Here is an 18,221-nt window from a genome sequence, read left to right as displayed (position 1 = left end):
GCGGCGCGAATCAGCCTTTGGTGACGTCCGGATCGGTGGCGAGCGCCAGATCGACGCGATCGAGCAGGTCACGCACCTGTTCGCGGGTCGATCCGCTGGCCTGGATATCCGGGCGTTCTTCCTTGTGCAGCAAGTCGTGGGTGATGTTCAGCGCGGCCATCACGGCGATACGGTCGGCACCGATGACCTTGCCGCTGCTGCGGATCTCGCGCATCTTGCCGTCCAGATAACGGGCTGCGCTGACCAGGTTACTGCGCTCTTCCTGAGGGCAGATGATCGAATACTCTTTGTCGAGGATCTGCACGGTGACGCTATTGCTTGAACTCATGAGTCTTGCTCCAGGGCCTTGAGGCGCGAAATCATCGATTCGACCTTACGCCGGGCGATTTCGTTTTTTTCAATGAGGTGCGCGCGTTCCTCGCGCCAGGTCTTTTCCTGAGCTAGTAAGAGTGCGTTTTGACTCTTAAGTTGCTCGACTCGGGTAATCAGCAGCTCGAGTCTGGCCATCAGCGCTTGCAGGTCGGTGTCTTCCATATTGTCCACTGTGTCTGACGGGGTAGCTGGCGGACAGCCTTTAATAGTCTTGGCGAGTCTGTCGATGTAGGATACAAGGCCTTCATTCTAGACATAGCGCCGTCTGGCGCCTAGCTGCCCATGACCATTCAGAATTCCCCGTACCAAGCCTTCGCCACCCTGCTGACTTCCAGCGGTCACAACGTCTCGCCCGCTGAACTGCACGGGCTGTTGCTCGGCCGCAGCTGCGCCGGCGCCGGTTTCGACGCCGAAGGCTGGCTGATCGACGCCGCTGAACTGCTCGAAAGCGAGCCGCAGGACAACGTTCGCAACGCCCTGACCGGCCTGCAAGAGATGGTAAAAGGCGAACTCACCGGCGATGACGTGACCGTCGTTCTGCTGCTGCCGACTGACGACGCCCCGCTCACCGAGCGTGCCGCTGCACTGGGCGAGTGGTGCCAGGGCTTCCTCAGTGGCTTTGGCTTGAACTGCCGTGACAGCAGCGCCCTGAGCACCGAGGCCACCGAGGTGTTGCAGGATCTGGCGGCCATTTCCCAGGTGCAAGATGCCCTGGAAGAGTCCGACGACGGCGAAAACGACTACATGGAAGTCATGGAGTACCTGCGCGTCGCACCGCTGCTGCTGTTCTCCGAGACCAAAAAAGACGTGCAGGTCGCTGCCAAACCGTCTTTGCACTAATCGTAAGACAGGGAAAACCATCTGCCCATGATTCATATCCCGAAATCGGAATACAGCCGTCGCCGCAAGGCCCTGATGGCGCAGATGGAACCCAACAGCATCGCCATCCTGCCCGCCGCCGCGGTCGCAATTCGTAACCGCGACGTCGAGCACGTCTACCGCCAGGACAGCGACTTCCAGTACCTCAGCGGTTTTCCCGAGCCTCAGGCCGTACTGGTGCTGATGCCGGGGCGCGTGCATGGCGAATACATCCTGTTCTGCCGCGAACGCAATGCCGAGCGCGAGCTGTGGGATGGCCTGCGTGCCGGGCAGGAAGGCGCAATTCACGACTTCGGCGCCGACGACGCCTTTCCAATCACTGATATCGACGACATCCTGCCAGGCCTGATCGAAGGCCGTGACCGGGTGTATTCGGCGATGGGCAGCAACCCCGAATTCGATCGCCACCTGATGGAGTGGATCAACGTGATCCGCTCCAAGGCCAACCTCGGTGCCCAGCCGCCGAACGAATTCGTTGCCCTGGATCATCTGCTGCACGACATGCGCCTGTATAAATCGGCGGCAGAAGTGAAAGTGATGCGCGAGGCGGCGCGGATTTCCGCCCAGGCGCATGTACGGGCCATGCAGGCCTGTCGCGCCGGGTTGCACGAATTCAGCCTGGAAGCCGAGCTCGATTACGAATTTCGCAAGGGCGGGGCGAAGATGCCAGCCTACGGGTCGATCGTCGCGGCGGGGCGTAACAGCTGCATCCTGCATTACCAGCAGAATGACGCGTTGCTCAAGGATGGGGATATGGTGCTGATCGACGCCGGTTGCGAGATCGACTGCTACGCCAGTGACATCACCCGGACCTTTCCGGTCAGCGGTAAGTATTCTGCGGAACAGAAAGCGATTTACGAATTGGTGCTGGCTTCCCAGGAAGCCGCCTTTGCCGAAATCGCCCCGAACAAGCACTGGAATCAGGCACACGAAGCAACGGTCCGGGTCATTACCGCCGGGCTGGTCAAACTGGGCCTGCTGCGGGGCGACGTTGATGAACTGATCGCCAGCGAAGCCTACAAGGCGTTTTACATGCACCGCGCCGGCCATTGGTTGGGCATGGATGTGCATGACGTCGGCGAATACAAGGTCGGCGGCGAGTGGCGCGTACTGGAAGTCGGCATGGCGCTGACCGTGGAGCCGGGGATCTATATTGCCCCGGACAACCAGAATGTTGCGAAGAAATGGCGTGGCATTGGCGTGCGCATCGAGGACGACGTAGTGGTCACCAAAACCGGCTGTGAAATATTGACGAACGGCGTGCCGAAAACCGTCGCCGAGATCGAGGCCCTGATGGCCGCCGCGCGGACACAGGCAGCATGAGTCGAGTCAACCTGGCAATCATTGGTGGCGGGCTGGTCGGTGCAAGCCTGGCGCTGGCGCTTCAGGCCGGGGCCAAGGCCCGGGGCTGGAAGATCGTGTTGATCGAACCGTTCGCCCCTGGCGACAGCTATCAACCGAGTTACGATGCCCGTTCCTCGGCGTTGTCCTTCGGCTCGCGGCAGATCTATCAACGGCTGGGCGTCTGGCAGGAAGTCTCGCGCCGCGCCGAGCCGATCAAGCAGATTCATGTTTCCGACCGTGGTCGGTTCTCGACGGCGCGGCTGTCGGCGATGGAAGAGGGTGTTCCAGCGCTGGGCTATGTCGTTGAAAACGCCTGGCTCGGCCAATGCCTGTGGCAAGGCCTGGACAAGGACGTGATCAGTTGGCGCTGCCCGGCGGAAGTCACCCGCATGGAGCCGCTGAGCGATGGCTATCGCCTGACCCTGAATGATGAAACCACCCTGGAATGCGACCTCGCGGTGCTCGCCGATGGCGGCCGTTCCGGCTTGCGCGAGCAGTTGGGGATCGGTATCCGCAAGCGTCCGTACAACCAGAGCGCGCTGATCGCCAACATCACCCCGAGCGAAGCCCACAACGGCATGGCCTTCGAGCGTTTCACCGACGAAGGCCCGATGGCGTTGCTGCCGCTTCCGGATAATCGCTGCGCACTGGTCTGGACCCGCCTGGGCATGGACGCGCAACGCCTGGCGGCCCTGGATGAGCGCAGCTTCCTCAGCGAGTTGCAGGGTGTGTTCGGTTATCGCCTCGGCACATTGAAGCAGGTGGGTGCGCGGCATCTGTATCCACTGACGCTGGTCGAGGCTGAAGAACAGGTGCGCCCGCATCTGGCGATTCTCGGCAACGCAGCGCACAGCCTGCATCCGATCGCCGGCCAAGGGTTCAACCTGTCCCTGCGCGATGCCCAGGCTTTGGCCGATGCCTTGCTCGCCAGCGAAAACCCTTTGGGCGACTTCGCCACGTTGCAGGCCTATCGCGAACGCCAGCGACTCGATCAGGACCTCACCGTGGGTTTCTCCGATCAGGTTACGCGCCTGTTCGGCAGCACCCAGCCGCTGGTGTCCCTGGGGCGCAACATCGGCTTGCTCGGCCTGGATCTGCTGCCACCGGCCAAACGCTGGTTTGCCCGGCAGGCGATGGGGTTGGGTACGCGACCGGATGCGTGACTGGCTGATCCGCGGATTCGGCAAGGCACGATCGATAAAAATACCTGCCTGCAGGTTCGGCATTCATGACGGCTCTTGCCACTTGGTGGCGTGGGTCGGGAAAACCCTTTACGTGCGGCTCAAGCCGCAAGAGAGACAGGCTTAAAGCATGGAAATGCGCGCAGATCTGCTGATTGTCGGGGCCGGAATGGTCGGCAGCGCCCTGGCGCTGGCGTTGCAGGACAGCGGGCTGGAAGTCCTGCTGCTGGACGGCAGCCCCTTGAGCGTCAAACCGTTCAACGCTCAGGCTGCGTTTGAACCGCGGGTGAGCGCCTTGTCGGCCGCCAGCCAGCGGATTCTCGAGCGCCTGGGCGTGTGGGACGGCATCGCCGGGCGGCGCAGCAGCCCCTACACCGACATGCAGGTCTGGGATGGCAGCGGCACCGGGCAAATCCACTTCTCGGCGACCAGCGTGCATGCCGAGGTACTGGGACATATAGTCGAGAACCGCGTGGTGCAGGATGCCTTGCTCGAGCGCCTGCACGATTGCGACCTGGGGTTGCTGGCCAATGCTCGCCTGGAGCAGATGCGCCGCTCCGGCGATGATTGGCTGCTGACCCTGGCCGACGGCCGCACCCTGCGCGCGCCGCTGGTGATCGCGGCGGATGGCGCCAACTCGGCGGTGCGACGCCTGGCCGGTGTGGCGACCCGCGAATGGGATTATCTGCACCATGCCATCGTTACCAGCGTGCGTTGCGCCAGGCCGCATCAGATGACGGCCTGGCAGCGCTTCACCGATAACGGTCCGTTGGCGTTTCTGCCCCTTGAGCGCGACGGCCAACAGGATTGGTGTTCGATCGTCTGGTCGACCACACCCGGCGAAGCCGAACGCCTGATGGCGATGGATGAACAAGGTTTCCGCAAGGAGCTGGAGCGGGCCTTTGAAGGTCGGCTCGGCGAGGTGCTTAGCGCTGACCCGCGCCTGTGTGTGCCTCTGCGCCAGCGGCATGCCAAGCGTTATGTGGCTGAAGGCCTGGCATTGATCGGCGACGCGGCCCACACCATTCACCCGTTGGCCGGGCAGGGGGTGAATCTCGGGTTCCTTGATGCCGCCGTGCTGGCCGAAGTGTTGCTGCAAGCGACAACACGTGGCGAACGCCTGGCGGATGTGAAGGTCCTCAGCCGTTACGAACGTCGGCGCATGCCCCACAACCTGGCGCTGATGGCGGCGATGGAAGGCTTCGAGCGCTTGTTCCAGGCCGATCCGTTGCCGGTGCGCTGGTTGCGTAATACCGGGTTGAAAATTGTGGAGAAGATGCCGGAAGCCAAGGCGTTGTTCGTGCGTGAAGCGCTGGGGTTGACCGGGGATTTGCCGGCACTCGCCAAACTCTGAGATTTTCGTTGAGGCTTATGGCCTCATCGCGAGCAAGCTTGCTCGCGATGGCGGCAGTTCAGTCACCTCATATTCCAGCTCAAGCAACATCTGGTAACTCCTCCACGGCCAGCTTCGATTGAGAAGCTAAATGTGAGTCCTTATCATTTGTCCTCATTTTTCAATCGAGAGACCGCTCCCATGTTGGCACCGAAGCGTCTACTGACTGCACTGGCCTTGACCCTGATCGGCAGCACCGCCGCCCAGGCCGCTGACGAAGTGGTGGTCTACTCCTCGCGAATCGACGAGCTGATCAAGCCAGTATTCGATGCCTACACCGCCAAGACCGGCGTGAAGGTGAAGTTCATCACCGACAAGGAAGCGCCGCTGATGCAGCGGCTCAAGGCCGAGGGCGCGAATACACCGGCCGACCTGCTGCTGACCGTCGATGCCGGTAACCTCTGGCAAGCCGAGCAGATGGGCATACTCCAGCCGTTCACCTCGAAAACCATCGACACCAATATTCCGCTGCAATACCGGGCTGCCTCCCATGCCTGGACCGGCCTGAGCCTGCGGGCGCGGACCATCGCCTACTCCACTGATCGGGTGAAGCCGGGTGAACTGACCACCTACGAAGCGCTGGCCGACAAGCAATGGGAAGGCCGCCTGTGCCTGCGCACGGCGAAGAAGGTCTACAACCAGTCCCTGACCGCGACCATGATCGAAGTGCACGGCGCCGGGAAGACCGAGGAAATCCTCAAGGGCTGGGTCAGGAACCTGTCCACTGACGTGTTCTCCGACGACACCGCCGTGCTGGAAGCGATCAACGCCGGCCAGTGCGACGTCGGTATCGTCAACACCTACTACTACGGCCGCCTGCACAAGCAGAAGCCAGACCTGCCGGTGAAGCTGTTCTGGCCGAACCAGGCTGACCGTGGCGTACACATCAACCTGTCGGGTATCGGCTTGACCCAACACGCGCCACACCCGGAAGCGGCCAAGGCCCTGGTGGAGTGGATGACCACCCCTGAAGCACAGAAAATCTTTGCCGACGTGAACCAGGAGTTCCCGGCGAACCCGGCCGTGCAGCCATCGGCTGAAGTCGCCGCATGGGGCAAGTTCATCGCGGATACCTTGCCTGTGGAAATCGCCGGCAAGCGCCAGGCCGAGGCGATTCGCCTGATGGACAAGGCTGGCTGGAACTGAGCCTGCTGTTTTAAAAGGTCAAAAGATCGCAGCCTCCGGCAGCTCCTACAGGGTGATCACCAACCCAATGCAGGAGCTGCCGGAGGCTGCGATCTTTTTGCGTTTTCTCTACTCTTCAAAATTTCGCGAGAGATTTTCCTTGGCCCATCCCGCCCAACGCCGCTGGTATCCCGTCGTCTTCGCCATCGCTGCGCTGGTCCTGTTGCCCCTGAGCGTCCTGCTGCTTTCCTGGCAAACCATCGATCAACAGATCTGGTCCCATCTCTGGGACACACAGATGCCGCGGTTGCTGGGCAATACACTGACCCTGGTGCTAGGCGTCGGTGTCGGCGTGACCGCCCTGGGTGTCAGCCTGGCCTGGCTCACCAGCCTTTGCGAATTCCCCGGCCGGCGCTGGCTGGACTGGGCGCTGATGCTGCCCTTCGCGATCCCTGCCTATGTGTTGGCCTTCGTCTTCGTTGGCCTGCTGGATTTCGCCGGCCCCGTGCAAACCCTGCTGCGCGAGTGGTTTGGCAGTGGTCTGCGGCTGCCGCGCGTGCGCTCCACAGGTGGGGTGATTGTGGTGCTGGTGCTGGTTTTCTATCCCTATGTCTATCTGCTGGCGCGCACCGCCTTCCTCGCCCAGGGCAAGGGCCTGATGGAAGCCGCGCGAGTCCTTGGCCAGTCGCCCTGGCAAGCGTTCTGGCGGGTGGCGTTGCCCATGGCGCGACCAGCCATCGGTGCGGGCGTGGCATTGGCTTTGATGGAAACCCTGGCGGACTTCGGCGCCGTGTCGGTGTTCAACTTCGATACCTTCACCACGGCCATCTACAAGACCTGGTACGGTTTTTTCAGCCTGTCGTCCGCCGCGCAACTGGCCAGCCTGTTACTGCTGGTGGTGATGCTCGTGCTCTACGGCGAACGGCGTGCCCGTGGGGCCAACCGGGCGAGCAACGAGCGACCACGGGTCAAGGCGCTGTATCACCTGCGAGGCATCAAGGCACTGGCGGCCACGACGTGGTGCGGTCTGGTGTTCGCCTGCGCCTTCGTTATCCCGATGCTGCAATTGGCGGTGTGGTTCTGGTTGCGCGGGCGCTTCGATCTCGACGAGCGCTACACCGGGTTGATCGTCCATACCTTGTACCTGGGGGCGATGGCGGCGTTGATCACCGTCAGCGTCGCCTTGTTACTGGCGTTTGCCCGACGACTGGCACCCACCCGGGTCATTCGTTCCGGGATCAGTCTGGCCAATCTGGGTTATGCCTTGCCTGGTTCGGTGCTGGCGGTGTCGATCATGCTGGCGTTCAGTTACCTGGATCGCGAGCTGGTGATCCCGTTCTCGAGCTGGCTCGGTGGCGCGGGCAAGCCACTGCTGCTGGGCAGCCTGTCGGCGTTGTTGCTGGCCTATCTGGTGCGTTTCATTGCGGTGGCCTACGGTCCGCTGGAAAGCAGCCTGGCGCGTATAAGGCCATCTTTGCCCGAAGCGGCACGTAGCCTTGGCGTCAGTGGGCCACGACTGTTTTTCAAAGTGTATCTGCCATTATTGCTACCCGGCACGTTGAGCGCCGCGCTGCTGGTGTTCGTCGACGTGCTCAAGGAAATGCCCGCGACCTTGCTGATGCGCCCGTTTGGTTGGGACACGCTGGCAGTGCGAATCTTCGAAATGACCAGCGAAGGCGAATGGGCGCGGGCGTCTTTGCCGGCCTTGACCCTGGTGCTGGTCGGGCTGTTGCCGGTCATCGGATTGATCCGGCGCTCGGCGCATCGAAACAGCTAGGTGTCAGTCCTACACCTTGCGGCTACAATGCGCGGCATTCGGTGCGGTCAGTCTGACAGACCAGGTAGCTGAAATCGGCTGAAGGCCCTTTGTTTCAAGGCATTCAGTCCGTGCAGCACTTGCCCGCGCCTTCGCCACGCCCGGAAGGAGAAACCCATGGGACAGCGTACGCCTCTGTATGACCTTCATCTCGCACTCGGCGCGAAGATGGTCGATTTTGGCGGTTGGGACATGCCTCTGCATTATGGATCGCAGGTCGAGGAGCACCATCAGGTGCGCCGCGATTGCGGTGTCTTCGATGTATCCCACATGACCGTAATCGATGTCGGCGGCACCCAGGCCAAAGCCTGGCTCCGGCATTTGCTGGCCAATGATGTCGAACGCCTGCACAGCCCCGGCCGTGCTTTGTACAGCACCATGCTCAACGAGCAGGGCGGGATCGTCGATGACATGATCGTCTACCGTCTCGATGAGGGTTATCGCCTGGTGGTCAACGCCTCCACCCGCGATCAGGACATGGCCTGGATGCAAGCGCATCTCGACGGTTTCGACGTGCAACTTCGCGAGCGTTCCGAATTGGCGATGCTGGCCATCCAGGGCCCTCACGCCCGGCAGAAAATTGCCGAACTGGTCAGCCAGTCCCGCGGCAACCTGATCCAGCTCCTCAAGCCCTTCGAAGGCCTGCCCGATGGTGACTGGTTCATCGCGCGCACCGGTTATACCGGCGAAGACGGCCTGGAAATCATTCTGCCGGCCGATCAGGCGCCAGGCTTTTTCAACGATCTGGTCGGTGCCGGGATTTCTCCCATCGGCCTTGGCGCGCGGGATACCTTGCGGGTCGAAGCCGGCATGAACCTTTATGGTCAAGACATCCAGCAGGATATTTCACCCTTGGCCTCCAATATGGCCTGGAGCATTGCCTGGGAGCCCGCCACCCGGAAGTTCATCGGGCGCAAGGCGCTGGAAGCCGAGCAGGCCGCCGGCATACAGCACAAACTGGTAGGGCTGGTCCTTGAGGAGCGCGGTGTTTTGCGTGCTCATCAGGTGGTTCGTATCGCTGATGTTGGCGAAGGGGAGATCACCAGTGGTAGTTTCTCTCCTACGCTAAGCAAGTCGATTGCACTGGCGCGCGTGCCGATGGCAACAGCCGACCGCGCTGAAGTGGAAATCCGTGGCAAGTGGTACCCGGTCCGGGTGGTCAAGCCGACCTTCGTACGCCACGGCAAAACCTTGATCTAATCTTTTCCAGCGGTTAACGACCGCTGACAATTTCCTGAGGACACAGAACATGAGCAATATCCCTGCCGACCTGCGTTTTGCCGAAAGTCACGAATGGGCACGTCTGGAAGCCGATGGCACCGTCACCGTGGGCATCAGCGATCACGCGCAGGAAGCGCTGGGTGATGTGGTGTTCGTCGAGCTGACTGAAGTTGGTAAAGTCTTCAGCGCTGGCGATCAATCTGGTGTGGTGGAGTCGGTTAAAGCCGCTTCCGACATTTACGCTCCGATCAGCGGCGAAGTGATTGCAATCAACGAAGAACTGGGTGGTTCGCCAGAATTGCTCAACACCGACCCGTACGGCGCGTGGATCTTCAAGCTCAAGCCAAGCGACAAGGCAGATCTGGACAAGCTGCTGGATGCCGCCGGCTACAAGGCTGCCATCGGCGAATAAGCCTGACGCAACATCCCAAAGCCCCGATCCGTCGGGGCTTTTTCATTTGCGGGCTCAGGCGTCGCGCAAAACCGCTTTCACCGCCGCCACCGAACGCTCGACATCCGCTTTGCTCATCGCCGTGAACATCGGCAGCGAGACAATCAGCCGACCGACCCGCTCAGCGAGCGGGAACATGCCCTCCTTGAAGCCGCACTCGCGGTACAGGCTCAACAGGTGAATCGGCGGGTAGTGATAGCCGATCCCGACACCCAATGCCTGCATCTGCTCCATGAAAGTCGCCCGCGCCGGTTTGCCATCCGTGCGTTCCGGTAATACCAGCTGGAACAGATGCCAGTTACTGTTCTCGAAATCCGCTGGCGGCAGTTGCGCTCCGTACTGCGCTTCGAAATCCTCGCCAAAACAGGCGAAATAGTGCCGGGCCAGGTCACGGCGATGAGCGGTGATGGCTTCGATATGAGCAAATTGCCCCAGGCCAATGGCTGCGGCGACGTCGGTCATGTTGAACTTGCCACCCAGCACGTCGACATCCAGGCCATCGAAGCCGTTGCGGGTAACGCCCTGCAGCCGGTATTTCTCCGCCAGTCGTACTTCTTCGGCCGTATTCAGCACCAGGCAACCGCCCTCGGAGGAGGTGACGTTTTTGTTCGCCTGGAAACTGAAGGACACGAAATCCCCCGTCGAGCCAATGCGTTGACCGTTCCAGCTGGAGCCCAATGCCTGGGCCGCATCTTCGACAATCCGCAGGCCGTGCTTTTTCGCCAGGGCGTACAACCGCGTCATGTCCACCGGCAAACCGGCGAGGTACACCGGGATGATGGCTTTGGTGCGGGGGGTAATCGCCGCTTCCAGTTGATCGAGATCGATGTTGCGGGTTACCGGGTCGATGTCGGCAAACACCGGGGTGGCGCCGACTTCCAGGATGACGTTGGCGGTGGCCACCCAGGAAATCGGCGTGGTGATCACTTCATCGCCCGGCCCGACCCCGGCAATCCGCAAGGCGATTTCCATGGTGCAGGTGCCGGAATTGAAGGTGCGCACCGGGCGCCCGCCAAAATACTCCGAGAGTTGCGCTTCGAAGGCCTGGACCTTTGGGCCGCTGGTGATCCAGCCCGAGCGCAATACGTCGCCGACGGCGGCAATCGTGGCTTCATCGATAGTAGGTTTGGAAAACGGCAGGAAAGGCAGTTGGCTCATGGATACAGTCACCGATCAGCGGACATTGGGCAGGCGGCGGACATGATGATCCGGATTGCTCGAGCGCGCTACGCCATCCACCGGGAGATCGACTGCTATGCTGGTTTGACCGTGTTGCATCGACGCTGAGCGCCAGTCAAGAGAGAGCCCGTCATGTCCCAGTTGCCGTCCCTGAGCCAGTTACGCGACCCCAATGCCTTTCTGCGCCGCCACCTCGGGCCCGATGCCGCCGAGCAGCAGGCGATGCTCGACAGCCTCGGCCTGGGCAGTCGGGTCGAATTGATCGAGCAGACGGTGCCGCCGGGCATCCGTCTCAACCGGGCGCTGGATCTGCCCCCGGCACTCGATGAAGAGGCCGCGCTGGCCAAGCTGCGCGGTTATGCCGAACAGAACCAGGTCTGGACCAGCCTGATCGGCATGGGCTACCACGGCACCCTCACACCGGCCGTCATTCTGCGCAACGTGCTGGAAAATCCCGGCTGGTACACCGCGTACACCCCTTATCAACCTGAGATCGCCCAAGGGCGGCTCGAAGCGCTGCTTAACTTCCAGCAACTGACCATTGACCTGACCGGCCTGGAACTGGCCAATGCCTCACTGCTTGATGAGGCCACCGCCGCGGCGGAGGCCATGGCCCTGGCCAAGCGGGTCGCCAAGTCCAAAAGCAACCTGTTCTTTGTCGACGAAAACTGCCACCCGCAAACCATTTCCGTGGTGCAGACCCGTGCTGAAGGTTTCGGCTTCGAGCTGATCGTTGACGCTGTGGATAACTTGAAGCAGCACCAGGTGTTCGGCGCATTGCTGCAATACCCCGACACCCACGGTGAAATCCACGACCTGCGGCCGCTGATCGATCATCTGCACGCGCAACAGGCCCTGGCCTGCGTCGCCACGGATTTGCTGAGCCTGTTGATGCTGACCCCGCCAGGTGAACTGGGTGCCGATGTGGTGTTCGGTTCGTCCCAGCGATTTGGCGTGCCCATGGGCTACGGCGGGCCTCACGCGGCATTTTTTGCCAGCCGCGATGAATACAAACGGGCAATTCCCGGGCGGATCATCGGTGTTTCGAAAGATGCGCGGGGCAACACCGCCTTGCGCATGGCCCTGCAAACCCGCGAGCAACACATCCGCCGGGAGAAGGCCAACTCCAACATCTGCACGGCCCAGGTGCTGCTGGCCAATATCGCCAGTTTCTATGCGGTCTACCACGGCCCCGAAGGGCTCAAGCGGATCGCCCAGCGGGTTCATCGGCTGACCTGCATCCTGGCCGCCGGGCTAGAGCGCAACGGTATCACCCGGATCAACCGGCACTTCTTCGACACCCTGACGCTGGAAGTCGGCGGAGCCCAGACCGCGATCATCGAAAGTGCCCGGGCCGCACAGATCAACCTGCGCATTCTCGGGCGCGGCCAACTGGGCTTGAGCCTTGACGAGACCTGCGACGAAGGCACCGTGGCGAAGCTGTTCGATGTGTTCCTGGGGGCCGATCACGGGCTCAGCGTCGATGACCTGGATGCCGAGGTCTTGCCTGGCGGTATTCCCGAAGGGCTGGTGCGAACTTCGCCTTATCTGCGCCATCCCGTGTTCAGCGCCCATCACAGCGAAACCGAGATGCTGCGCTACCTCAAGCAACTGGAAAACAAGGACCTGGCGCTCAATCAATCGATGATCCCGCTGGGCTCCTGCACCATGAAGCTCAATGCCACCAGCGAGATGATCCCGATTACCTGGCCGCAGTTCGCCAACCTGCACCCGTTCGTGCCCAAGGAACAGGCCGCCGGTTATGGGCTGATGATCGAAGAGCTGGAGCGCTGGTTGTGTGCGATCACCGGTTTCGACGCGATCTGCATGCAACCCAACTCCGGTGCCCAGGGTGAATACGCCGGGCTACTGGCAATCCGCAAATACAATGAGAGCCGGCAACAGGGCGGCCGCGATATTTGCCTGATTCCTTCGTCGGCTCATGGCACCAATCCCGCGTCGGCGCAGATGGCCGGGATGCGCGTGGTGATCGTCGAGTGTGACGAGGCGGGCAACGTCGACCTGGATGACCTCAAGGAAAAAGCCGCGCAGGCCGCAGACAAACTCGCCTGCCTGATGGCGACCTATCCTTCGACCCATGGCGTGTATGAGGAGGGAATCAGCGAAATCTGTGAAGTGATCCACCATCACGGGGGGCAGGTGTACATGGATGGCGCCAACCTCAATGCTCAGGTCGGGTTGGCACGACCGGCCGATATTGGCGCCGATGTCTCGCACATGAACCTGCACAAGACCTTCTGCATTCCCCATGGTGGCGGTGGGCCGGGCATGGGGCCGATTGGTGTTCGGGCGCATCTGGCGCCGTTCGTGGCCAACCATCCGGTGGTGCCGATCGACGGCCCGCTTCCGCAAAATGGCGCCGTCAGCGCAGCACCCTGGGGCAGCGCAAGCATTCTGCCGATCAGCTGGATGTACATCGCGATGATGGGGCCGCAGTTGGCGGACGCCAGCGAAGTGGCGATCCTCGCCGCGAATTACCTGGCGCGGCATTTGTCCGGTGCCTTTCCTGTGCTCTACACCGGGCGCAACGAGCGGGTGGCCCATGAATGCATCCTCGACCTGCGTCCGCTCAAGGCGTTGACCGGCATTACCGAGGAGGACGTGGCCAAGCGCTTGATGGATTACGGCTTCCATGCCCCGACCATGTCGTTTCCGGTGCCGGGGACGCTGATGGTTGAACCGACCGAAAGTGAGTCGAAGGCGGAGCTGGACCGGTTCATCGGGGCAATGCTGAGCATCCGCGCGGAAATCAACGAGGTGCAGAACGGCAATTGGCCGGCTGAAGAAAACCCGTTGAAAGGTGCGCCGCATACGTTGGCCGATATCACCGGCGTGTGGGAGCGGCCATACAGCATCGTGCAAGCGGTCACGCCAGACGCGCACACCAAGGCGCACAAATACTGGCCGGTGGTGAACCGGGTGGACAACGTGTATGGAGACCGGAACCTGTTTTGTGCCTGTGTGCCGGTGGATGATTACCGCTGACATTTCAGGTTGCTCCCACAGGGGTATCAGTGAACATGAGGTTGTGTTCGCAAGGCAAAAAAAATGCCGCTCATATAGCGGCATTTTTCATTCGCAACGCTTACTCCGAAGCCACGGCATTCTTCGCCAGGATCGCGTTTGCCAGCTCCATGTCCGTGGCTTGCAGGCCCGGGTTGTCGGCGCGGACTTTCTGCATGGCCGCTTCCAGGTACGGGCCGCGGATACTGCCATCACTGGCGACGAAGCTGCTGGCATCGTCCTGGGCTGCGACAACCAGCTTGTTATCCTTGGATGTCAGATAGCTCGAACCGGTGGTTGCACCGGAGGTGAGAACGTTACGCCAAAAAGTATCGGCCATCGCCGAACCGACAGGCAAAGACAACAGCGCGACGGTAGCGACAGCAAGTTTGAAACGCATGACAGGGTGACTCCACTGGGTTGACTACGCGGTTGGATTGCCAACCCCCAATCGAGTTCCGTGGTCGCCTAATCCGCCGCTTCGACCAGCAGGATTGCGCCTTGCTGGCCGACCACCCGCACGCGACTGCCAATGCCAGCATCCGGCCCTCGGGCCATCCACACGCCGTCGGCCACCTTGATTTTGCCGCGACCGTCGACAATCGCTTCATGCACCACAAAGGTTTTGCCGATCAGATCCTGACCGCGCAGGTTCAGGTGCGGCTGATCGCTCGGGCGCGCCGCCGTGCGCTGACGTCGCCACCAGTACAACGCGGTGGTGATCGATAGCAGGCCGAACAGCAGAAACTGCCATTCCCAGGACAGGTCCGGCAGCAGGAAGGTCAAGACGCCCACGGCGGCCGCAGCCATGCCGATCCACAGCAGGTAACCGCCGGCGCCGAACACCTCAAGAATCAACAGCACCGTGCCCAGCGCCAACCAGTCCCAGAACGAAAGGTGCTGCAAAAATGCCCACATGGCGCGCCTCAGGCTTTCTTGTTATCGAAAGTGGCCTTGACGATTTCGCCAATGCCGCCCACCGCGCCAATCATCGAACTGGCCTCCAGCGGCATCAGGATCACCTTGCTGTTGTTGGCCGAAGCCAGCTTGCCCAGCGCATCGATGTACTTTTGCGCGACGAAGTAGTTGACCGCCTGCACGTTGCCGCTGGCGATGGCTTCGGACACCACTTTGGTCGCCTGTGCTTCTGCCGCGGCTTGCCGCTCGCGGGCTTCGGATTCCAGGAACGCGGCCTGGCGACTGCCTTCGGCTTCGAGGATCTGTGCCTGCTTCTTGCCTTCCGCGGTCAGGATCGCTGCGGCGCGCAGGCCCTCGGCTTCGAGGATCTGTGCACGCTTGATCCGTTCGGCTTTCATTTGCCCCGACATCGCCGCCATCAGGTCGGCGGGTGGGCTGATGTCCTTGATCTCGATCCGGGTGATCTTGATGCCCCACGGTGCGGTCGCTTCGTCGACAGTGCGCAGCAGTTTTTCGTTGATCCCGTCACGCTGGCTGAGCATGGCGTCGAGTTCCATCGAGCCGAGCACGGTGCGGATGTTGGTTTGCAGCAGGTTGCGGATGGCGTGTTCGAGGTTGTTGACCTCATAGGCCGCCTGGGCCGTGTTGACCACCTGGAAGAAGCACACGGCGTCGATTTGCACCGTGGCGTTGTCGGCGGTGATGACTTCCTGCGGCGGAATATCCAGCACGCTTTCCATCACATTCATCTTGCGGCCGATGCGGTCCATGACCGGAATGATGACGTTCAGACCCGGCTTGAGCGTGTTGGTGTAGCGACCGAAACGCTCGACTGTCCATTCAAAGCCCTGGGGCACGACCTTGAAACCCATGAACAGAATGGCGACCACCAGGCCGACAAAAAGCAAAAGCACACTACCGATCTGCATAACGATTCCTTGTTGATGTGTGGATCTGTGGAGTTTCAATCGCTGGAGTGTAGCTGTGCCGATGCCGGATAAGTACAGCCGGGTCTCAGTTCTGCTCGCTCTGGGGTGTCACGCGCAGAACCTCCTCGATGGTCGTCAGCCCGGCGCCGATTTTTTGCGCTCCTGACAGCCGCAGGCTGCGCATGCCTTCCTTGAATGCCTGGCGCCGCACCGCCAGCAGGTCGGTATCAGGACTGATCAGCGCTTTGATGCCATCGCTTAACTGCATGATTTCGTAGACCCCGGCGCGACCGCGATAACCGGTGTCGCGGCACTCCACGCAACCGATGGCTCGCTGGGCATTGGTCGGCAAGGGTGCTTGCCAGGGGCGGGTCAGGGTTTGCCAGTCGTCTTCGCCCAACGTCAGCGGCGCCTTGCAGTGCGAGCACAGGGTTCGCACCAGTCGCTGGGCCATGACGCCAAGCACCGTGGCCTTGATCAGGTAGTGCGGCACGCCGAGCTCCAGCAGGCGGCTGATGGCGCTGGGTGCGTCGTTGGTGTGCAGGGTCGACAGCACGAGGTGCCCGGTGAGCGCGGCCTGGATCGCCATCTCTGCAGTTTCGAGGTCGCGGATCTCGCCGATCATGATGATGTCCGGGTCTTGCCGCATCAGCGCGCGCACGCCGGCGGCGAAGGTCAGGTCGATGTTGTGCTGGACCTGCATTTGGTTGAACGCAGGCTCGACCATTTCGATCGGGTCTTCAATGGTGCAGAGGTTGACCTCCGGCGTCGCCAGTTTTTTCAGGGTGGTATAGAGGGTGGTGGTCTTGCCCGAACCCGTCGGCCCGGTGACGAGGATGATGCCGTGGGGCTGGCGGGTCATGTCTTGCCAGCGGCGCAGGTCGTCGGCGGAGAAACCAAGCTGGTCGAAGTCCTTGAGCAATACTTCCGGATCGAAGATCCGCATGACCATTTTTTCGCCGAAGGCCGTGGGCAGTGTCGACAAGCGCAGTTCGACCTCTCCGCCGTCCGGGGTCTTGGTTTTCACCCGGCCGTCCTGGGGTTTGCGTTTCTCCGCGACGTTCATGCGCCCCAGGGTTTTCAGGCGACTGACGATGGCCATGGTGACCTGGGGCGGGAATTGATAGACGTTGTGCAGCACGCCGTCGATGCGAAAACGCACCGTGCCTTGCTCGCGCCGGGGCTCGATGTGGATGTCGCTGGCACGCTGCTGGAACGCGTACTGGAACAGCCAGTCGACGATGTTGACGATGTGTGCGTCGTTGGCGTCGGGCTCCTGGTCGCTGGCGCCGAGGTTGAGTAACTGTTCGAAATTGCCGAGGGTACTGACTTGCGGGTCGGCGCTGTTCGCCCCGGTGACCGATTTGGCCAGGCGGAAGAATTCGACGCTGAAGCGCTGGATGTCCACCGGGTTGGCCACCACGCGCTTGATCGGCAGCTTGAGCACATGGGTCAGGTCAGCTTCCCAACCGCTGACATAAGGTTGGGCGCTGGCCACGGTGACCGCCTCGCGGTCGATCGATACCGCGAGGATCTTGTGGCGCTGGGCGAAGGCATAGGACATCAGCGGGGTCACGGCAGCGACATTGATTTTCAACGGGTCGATGCGCAGGTAAGGCTGGCCGGCCTGCCGGGATAGCCACAAGGTCAGGCTCTCGAGGTCCAGCGGTTTGCCGGGACGGCTGAGATCGTCCAGCTGTTGGCTGGCAATGAACTCCAGCGGATGCATCTGGCCAAGGGAAGCGTTGCGGCGACGGGCATTGAGCGCGTGTTCGGCAGAATCCTGACTGATAAAGCTCTGGGCGACCAGTTCGCGCAGCAGGTCATTGAGATCCAGCCAGCGGTCCTGAAAGGCGAGATGTACGGACATGCGGGCTCCTTTTGAACGACAGTGCGCAAAGGATAGCCGTGGCCCGGCTGACAGCTGGGCCACTACCCGACAAAGCCGTTTCGGCGTTTTTCAGCCCGCCGCTTGAGCCGCTTCGGCCCATGGGGAATCAGCTTCTTGCAGCTCCACCGAGCAAACGCTGATCAGGTTACGAAGTTTTTCCGCAATCACTTGCGCGCGGTGCCAGCTCAAACCGTCGATGACGATCTCGATGTTCAGCCAGTCGTCCTGGCGCTGTGCGTTGACCTGTTCCGGGGTGAGCAGTTGCAAAGCGAACAGATTGAGGGCACGACACAGCAGGTCTGGTTCTGCCTCGGCCAGCATTTGATAGCGAACCCGGCAATGGGCGTTACCGACGTTCCAGACATCCGAACGGGCAGGTGGGGTGTTTACGGCTTCGAGATACGGCATGGTCTGGCTCCAAAATCATTGGAGAAATGTTTACATCCTGTGCCGGGTATTTCTTCTCTATGATTGGCTGTATTGCAGAATTGAAGAATA

At 61.4% G+C, this 18,221-nt stretch carries 17 protein-coding genes and 1 pseudogene; 10 read left to right on the top strand and 8 right to left on the bottom strand.

Features of this window, described 5'->3' with window-relative positions; genetic code table 11:
- Window positions 1–10: 10 nt before the first annotated feature.
- Together ACM6G4_RS08975 and ACM6G4_RS08970 are read right to left on the bottom strand one after the other, a co-directional pair.
- Window positions 11–328, bottom strand: a complete 318-nt coding sequence (locus tag ACM6G4_RS08975) for a cell division protein ZapA (protein WP_007982900.1) — start codon at window positions 326–328, stop codon at window positions 11–13.
- A complete protein-coding gene (locus tag ACM6G4_RS08970; RefSeq protein WP_007940359.1) occupies window positions 325–534 on the bottom strand; it encodes a TIGR02449 family protein in 210 nt (69 codons plus the stop codon). Before ACM6G4_RS08970 ends, ACM6G4_RS08975 begins: the two co-directional genes overlap by 4 nt.
- 120 nt (window positions 535–654) lie before the next feature.
- On the opposite strand from ACM6G4_RS08970, the gene ACM6G4_RS08965 reads away from it, so the two are divergent.
- The 9 genes and pseudogenes from ACM6G4_RS08965 (at window position 655) to gcvH (ending at window position 9,743) form a co-directional block, all read left to right on the top strand.
- The gene (locus ACM6G4_RS08965) at window positions 655–1,212 is read left to right on the top strand and encodes a YecA family protein (RefSeq protein WP_056726393.1); all 558 of its coding nucleotides are present in this window, start codon (window positions 655–657) and stop codon (window positions 1,210–1,212) included.
- Window positions 1,213–1,239: 27 nt separating this feature from the next.
- The gene (pepP, locus tag ACM6G4_RS08960; RefSeq protein WP_414913512.1) at window positions 1,240–2,574 is read left to right on the top strand and encodes a Xaa-Pro aminopeptidase; all 1,335 of its coding nucleotides are present in this window, start codon (window positions 1,240–1,242) and stop codon (window positions 2,572–2,574) included.
- Entirely contained in the window at window positions 2,571–3,758 is a 1,188-nt protein-coding gene (gene ubiH, locus ACM6G4_RS08955) for a 2-octaprenyl-6-methoxyphenyl hydroxylase (protein ID WP_414913511.1), read from the top strand. Before pepP ends, ubiH begins: the two co-directional genes overlap by 4 nt.
- Window positions 3,759–3,816: 58 nt before the next feature.
- Window positions 3,817–3,903, top strand: a pseudogene (locus ACM6G4_RS08950) (tetrameric acyl-CoA thioesterase); the annotation flags it as partial.
- A gap of 9 nt (window positions 3,904–3,912) precedes the next feature.
- Window positions 3,913–5,130 (top strand): 2-octaprenyl-3-methyl-6-methoxy-1,4-benzoquinol hydroxylase, encoded by a 1,218-nt coding sequence (locus ACM6G4_RS08945; RefSeq protein WP_414913630.1) that lies wholly within the window; start codon window positions 3,913–3,915, stop codon window positions 5,128–5,130.
- Window positions 5,131–5,310: 180 nt separating this feature from the next.
- Window positions 5,311–6,315: an extracellular solute-binding protein gene (locus tag ACM6G4_RS08940; RefSeq protein WP_056726397.1), complete on the top strand. Its 1,005-nt coding sequence runs from the start codon at window positions 5,311–5,313 to the stop codon at window positions 6,313–6,315.
- Between the two features lie 139 nt (window positions 6,316–6,454).
- Window positions 6,455–8,071, top strand: coding sequence for an ABC transporter permease (locus ACM6G4_RS08935; protein ID WP_056726677.1), 1,617 nt, complete (start codon window positions 6,455–6,457; stop codon window positions 8,069–8,071).
- 156 nt (window positions 8,072–8,227) lie between these two features.
- A complete protein-coding gene (gene gcvT / locus ACM6G4_RS08930; protein WP_414913510.1) occupies window positions 8,228–9,310 on the top strand; it encodes a glycine cleavage system aminomethyltransferase GcvT in 1,083 nt (360 codons plus the stop codon).
- Window positions 9,311–9,359: 49 nt separating this feature from the next.
- Window positions 9,360–9,743 (top strand): glycine cleavage system protein GcvH, encoded by a 384-nt coding sequence (gene gcvH / locus ACM6G4_RS08925; protein WP_414913509.1) that lies wholly within the window; start codon window positions 9,360–9,362, stop codon window positions 9,741–9,743.
- A gap of 54 nt (window positions 9,744–9,797) precedes the next feature.
- Here gcvH and ACM6G4_RS08920 read toward each other — a convergent pair whose 3' ends face one another.
- Complete coding sequence (locus tag ACM6G4_RS08920; RefSeq protein WP_414913508.1) at window positions 9,798–10,940, bottom strand: DegT/DnrJ/EryC1/StrS family aminotransferase; 1,143 nt, start codon at window positions 10,938–10,940, stop codon at window positions 9,798–9,800.
- 153 nt (window positions 10,941–11,093) lie between these two features.
- Between ACM6G4_RS08920 and gcvP the strand changes: the two genes are divergently transcribed.
- Window positions 11,094–13,967, top strand: a complete 2,874-nt coding sequence (gcvP, locus tag ACM6G4_RS08915) for an aminomethyl-transferring glycine dehydrogenase (protein WP_414913507.1) — start codon at window positions 11,094–11,096, stop codon at window positions 13,965–13,967.
- Window positions 13,968–14,067: 100 nt separating this feature from the next.
- Here the strand turns inward: gcvP and ACM6G4_RS08910 are convergent, their stop codons facing one another.
- From ACM6G4_RS08910 to ACM6G4_RS08890, 5 genes are all read right to left on the bottom strand, one after another.
- The gene (locus ACM6G4_RS08910) at window positions 14,068–14,385 is read right to left on the bottom strand and encodes a DUF2388 domain-containing protein (RefSeq protein ID WP_056726402.1); all 318 of its coding nucleotides are present in this window, start codon (window positions 14,383–14,385) and stop codon (window positions 14,068–14,070) included.
- 68 nt (window positions 14,386–14,453) lie between these two features.
- Window positions 14,454–14,903, bottom strand: coding sequence for an NfeD family protein (locus ACM6G4_RS08905; RefSeq protein ID WP_056726403.1), 450 nt, complete (start codon window positions 14,901–14,903; stop codon window positions 14,454–14,456).
- Between the two features lie 8 nt (window positions 14,904–14,911).
- Complete coding sequence (locus tag ACM6G4_RS08900) at window positions 14,912–15,832, bottom strand: SPFH domain-containing protein (protein ID WP_056726404.1); 921 nt, start codon at window positions 15,830–15,832, stop codon at window positions 14,912–14,914.
- 85 nt (window positions 15,833–15,917) lie between these two features.
- Entirely contained in the window at window positions 15,918–17,702 is a 1,785-nt protein-coding gene (locus tag ACM6G4_RS08895; RefSeq protein WP_414913506.1) for a GspE/PulE family protein, read from the bottom strand.
- A 90-nt stretch (window positions 17,703–17,792) separates the two neighbouring features.
- On the bottom strand, window positions 17,793–18,131 hold the full coding sequence (locus ACM6G4_RS08890) for a hypothetical protein (RefSeq protein ID WP_056726406.1): 339 nt from the start codon (window positions 18,129–18,131) through the stop codon (window positions 17,793–17,795).
- Between the last annotated feature and the right edge of the window lie 90 nt (window positions 18,132–18,221).

The sequence above is a fragment of the Pseudomonas sp. IT-P258 genome (genome assembly GCF_949767825.1).
GTDB lineage: Bacteria > Pseudomonadota > Gammaproteobacteria > Pseudomonadales > Pseudomonadaceae > Aquipseudomonas > Aquipseudomonas monachiensis.
The sequence above is the reverse complement of the archived record's forward strand: the minus strand, read 5'-3'. Positions and strand labels throughout refer to the sequence as shown.